Source organism: Rhodococcus sp. I2R, assembly GCF_020889545.1.
Lineage (GTDB): Bacteria > Actinomycetota > Actinomycetes > Mycobacteriales > Mycobacteriaceae > Rhodococcoides.
The window spans coordinates 1-4,340 of the sequence record NZ_JAHUTG010000056.1 but is presented as its reverse complement, the minus strand read 5'-3'; the positions used below and the strand labels follow the sequence as shown (position 1 = coordinate 4,340).

The window sequence follows — 4,340 nt, the reverse complement described above, 5'->3', positions numbered from 1 at the left end:
ATCTGCGAGATGCCCTTCGTTGTGGCCGAATTTGATCCTCGAGAAATCTCATTCTTCCACTACGACAGGGCATTTCGTGTCTGCGACCCGCGCTTGGTCGCTACCGAATCGGTGCAACCAGGACAACCCAGTTTCTGTGCCGCCTCCAGTTGGGGCTGATCCTCGGTGGTTCGAGAGTATGTTCCGGAGAAACTGTCTCGTGTACTCCGCGATGAGAACGGCGACGTTGTGGGCCCGTTCGCGTCGTGGAAGGGCCGCAACAAGCCGCGGCGAGCGGACCGACGGTGGGCGAGCGCGTGGAGCCTGAGCAGATCGCGAACCGGTTGCCGCTCGATTTTCCCGACGACGAGTCGATGCGTATCTCTCACGAAGCGGTATATCAGGCTCTCTACATCGAGGGCCGCAACGCGTTGGAACGTGAGTTGGTGGCGTGCCTGCGTACCGGCCGGGCACTGCGCAAACCACGGGCGCGAGCGAAGAAGCTTCGAACAGGGTTTATCACCGACGACGTCACCATCGCCGCCCGCCCGGACGAGGTCGACAACCGGACGACACCTGGCCAGTGGGAAGGGGACCTGATCATCGGACCCAATCGGACCGCTGTGGGCACACTGGTCGAACGGACCAGCAGATTCACTACGCTGCTGCATCCTCCACACAAGGACGGTTACGGTGAAGCTCCGCCGGTGAAGAACGGGCCGGCGGGGTCGTCCGGACCGCACCCCATGTAGGTCGGCGAGTGTGGCGGTAGCGGTTGCTGGGTCGCGGGCGTCCTTTCTCGACAATGATGGCTAGCGGCGGGCGCGGGATCGACTGCGCTGGGCCGGTTCAGCCGGGTTCCCCGATGCGCCCGTGTCCGGGGTGCGGGGAGCGCGGCCGGGCGCCCAGACCAGCAGGATCGCGGCACCCGCCGCCGCGATGAGTGCGAGGACGATCGCGGACTGCTCGGTGCCGTGCAGGAACGCGGACTTGGCGAAGTCTGCGAGTTGCCGGCCGGCCGGTCCCGCCCGGTCGGCGACCTCGAGGGCGCCAGCGAGTGAGTCTGTGACCGGGCCCCGAGCCTCCGGTGGGAGCCGCTCGATCGCCGGGGCGACGTTGTGGCTGTACCCGGCGGCGAGGACACTGCCCGCGACCGCGATGCCGATCGCCGCACCGATCTCGCGGGTGGCGTCGTTGACCGCCGCGGCGACCCCGTGCTTTTCGACCGCGGTGTCCGAGACAATGGCCGCCGTCGCCGGTGCCGCGGCAAGGCCCAGACCCCCGCTCATCATCAGCGTCGGCCACAACACGTCGAGGTAGGTAGAGTCCAAATCCAGCCGGCTGACGAAGTACAAACCCGCGGCGATGGCGAGCAGACCGGTCACCGTCATCAACCGTAACCCCAGCCGGGCCGCCATCCACGGTGCGACCGCCGACAGGAGCAGCAACGGCACCATCATCGGTGCCAACGCCAGCGCCGAACCTAACGGGCTGTATCCGAAGATCAACTGCAGGTATTGGACGAGGACCAGGAAGACGCCGAACGTCACCAGGAACTGGATCGTGATGGAGAACGATCCGCTCCCGAAGCCCCGACGGGCGAAGAACCGCACATCGAGCAGCGGATGATCCACCCGTAACTCCCACACCACGAACACCGCCGTGGCCACCACACCCAGCCCGAACCCGGCGACCACCACGGGATCCGACCAGCCACGTGCCGGCACCTCGATGATGGCCAGCACCACCAGTCCGATCGCGAATACCACCGCGACCGATCCGATCACATCCATCCGCGGCGGATTCTCCTGGCGGGATTCGGGAATGGTGTAGGCGCACAACAGCAGAAACACCCCCACCCCGGTCAGGCCGACGAAGATCGACTGCCACGACCAGTAAGTGAGCAGCACCCCGGACCCCAGAATCCCCAGCAGACCCCCGGCCCCGGCGACCCCCGCCCAGATCCCGACCGCCCGCCCCCGCTGCTGCTCGGGGAAGCCCGCGGTCAGGATCGACAGCGTGGACGGCATCACGAACGCCGCCCCCACCCCGGCCGCGGCCCGCGCCGCGATCAACCACCACGGGGTCGATATCAACAGTGGTGCCGCCGAGGCGAGCGAAAACAGCGTCAGCCCCACGATCAGCACCGCTCGCCGGCCGTAACGGTCACCTAGCGCCCCGGCGGGTAACACCAGACACCCCAACGCCAACGTGTACCCATCGACCACCCAGGTGAGCTGGGTTTGCGTCGCCCCGGTGGTGACCGCAATGTCCGGAAGCGCGGTGTACAGGGCCGCCATCGACGCGACCACCAACGCCACCGACAGGCACGAGACCACCAACGTCCACTTCTGTGCCCGCGACAGCAGCACCCGATCACCCGAAGCCATACGCCACCTCCACATATATCGCGATACGATGGGTATCGCTTCGCTACTATAAGTAGCACGATGTTGGGTAAGTGGATAGTGCCCGCGACTGATTCGGGCACAATGACGAGGTGGGCGAGAAGATGATCATCGAAAACCTGGTTGACAACGAGGACCGGCTCGTGGATCCGCGCAAGGCACGCTCACGCGCACGACTGCTCGACGCGGCGACGTTCCTGCTCTCGACCGGCGGCATCGATGCCGTCACGATCGACGCGGTTACCAAAGCGTCCAAGGTCGCGCGGACCACCCTCTACCGGCACTTCACCGACAGCACCCAACTCCTGGCCGCGGCGTTCGAACGTCTGCTGCCCCCGGTCACCGCACCGACTTCGTCCGGAACGGTCCGTGAACAGTTGATCGAACTGCTGGACCGTCAGGCCAAGCTCATCGAGGAAGCCCCCGCCCAACTGACGATGCTCGGGTGGCTCGCCCTCGGGTCCGTTCAACCCGACACGGCCGAGACGACATCGCATCCCGAAGAGGACCGGAACCCGGTCAGTTCCCTTCGCGCGCGGGTTGTCGACCAATACCGCGAACCGTTCGACCGGATCCTGGGCAGCCCCGAAGCCCAGCAAGAGCTCGGTCGCTTCGACACCAATCTCGCCCTGACCCAACTCGTCGGACCCATCGTCTTCACCCGACTCACCGCACTCCCGCCGATCGGCCCGGCTGAACGCCAGCAACTCGTTGACGACTTCCTCGCTGCACGCTCCGCACACGCGCGCTGACCATGACCCCGCACTGATCTCTGCACCCGCCCCGCCCGAGGGAAACTTCTCGCCGTCGGGTCCGCAGCCCGTGTCTTCGACGCCTTGTTGCGGTCTACCGTTTCACCGCGCGGGAAGTCGCTCGTTGTACGGATCCCCGAAGGAAACCTCGTGTCCGCTCGTAACCAGTGCGTGAGCGTCATTCATCGTTCTGCGCGGGGAAGAAGAAACGGACGGTACGTCCGCGCATCGGCGTCGCTGCCGGCGGAGCCGAATCGGCGGACAAGCCCGGTACGGGCGAGTCACCTGACGGCTCCGCTCCCCAGTCCCCCGGTACAGACGCGTCCCCGGTGTCACAGGAGTGTTCGCTCACGCTGGGCAGGGTGCACAGTGCAGGCAACCCAGGCAACTCGGTTGCGTACGGAGAATTCTTCACCCTGCTCGACGCGACCCAGTTCGTCGTCACGCAAGCATAGGTGCTCGCAATTACCCGTGAGCGCGAACACCTCGCCGACAAAATCGTGCTCGGAGGTCCGCTCGATCCCGACACGTACGTCCTTGCGGCCGCCGGTACGGACACCGCGATCTCCGTACACGGTCGGACAACTGCTCCTGGATCGGGCGGGTGCACGATGACCGGCGAGCACAGCGAGACGATGCTGAGCGAGACCGACGTTCTCGAACTCGACATCCACCGAAGTTCGACGCTCGATCACGTGGCGACGGCATCACCACCGCAGGAGGCCCGCCCGAGACTGCGGCATTGGGGATCGTCGTCGCCGTGCTGCTGATCTGGCGAACGAAACGCTACGGTCCCGCACTGGTGATACTCGCGACCGTCGCCGCGGCGCACTTCACTTCCGAGGCCCCGAATCGGAAGTGGGTCACCGACTTCACGTACTCCAGGACGTGGGCGGGGTTCGTCTACGTCGCGTTCGTCATCGACTGCTTCTCCCGAGCCATCGTCGGGTGGCACGCCTCGACGGTCAAAGACACCACTATGGTCACCACCGCGTTGAAGATGGCGCTGTGGCGACGAGATCACGGTGGACACCGCGTTGGACCCGGCCTCATTCATCACAGCGACGCCGGCAGCCAGGGCGGATTCAACCCGTCGTCGCAACACCGCGTCGTGGGACCGAGTATAACTGCTCTGCAAGCACTTCCGCTGGTGTTCTCCACCCGAGTGTCTTCCGAGGCCGATCGTTGAGCGCGGCGGCGA

The 4,340-nt window shown here is 65.6% G+C and carries 4 protein-coding genes and 2 pseudogenes; 5 read left to right on the top strand and 1 reads right to left on the bottom strand.

Features of this window, described 5'->3' with window-relative positions; all coding sequences use genetic code 11:
• Positions 1-168: 168 nt before the first annotated feature.
• A pseudogene (locus KVY23_RS24710) lies at positions 169-704 on the top strand (IS30 family transposase); the annotation flags it as partial.
• A gap of 87 nt (positions 705-791) precedes the next feature.
• Here KVY23_RS24710 and KVY23_RS24705 read toward each other — a convergent pair.
• Positions 792-2,369, bottom strand: coding sequence for an MFS transporter (locus tag KVY23_RS24705; protein WP_230558523.1), 1,578 nt, complete (start codon positions 2,367-2,369; stop codon positions 792-794).
• Between the two features lie 122 nt (positions 2,370-2,491).
• Between KVY23_RS24705 and KVY23_RS24700 the strand changes: the two genes are divergently transcribed.
• The 4 genes and pseudogenes from KVY23_RS24700 to KVY23_RS24685 form a co-directional block, all read left to right on the top strand.
• Complete coding sequence (locus tag KVY23_RS24700; protein WP_075840841.1) at positions 2,492-3,139, top strand: TetR/AcrR family transcriptional regulator; 648 nt, start codon at positions 2,492-2,494, stop codon at positions 3,137-3,139.
• A gap of 167 nt (positions 3,140-3,306) precedes the next feature.
• Positions 3,307-3,594, top strand: a complete 288-nt coding sequence (locus tag KVY23_RS24695; protein WP_075840831.1) for a hypothetical protein — start codon at positions 3,307-3,309, stop codon at positions 3,592-3,594.
• Positions 3,595-3,909 (top strand): hypothetical protein, encoded by a 315-nt coding sequence (locus tag KVY23_RS24690; protein WP_075840832.1) that lies wholly within the window; start codon positions 3,595-3,597, stop codon positions 3,907-3,909.
• Positions 3,900-4,205, top strand: a pseudogene (locus KVY23_RS24685) (DDE-type integrase/transposase/recombinase); the annotation flags it as partial. The gene KVY23_RS24690 and the pseudogene KVY23_RS24685, both read left to right, overlap by 10 nt.
• Positions 4,206-4,340: the final 135 nt, after the last annotated feature.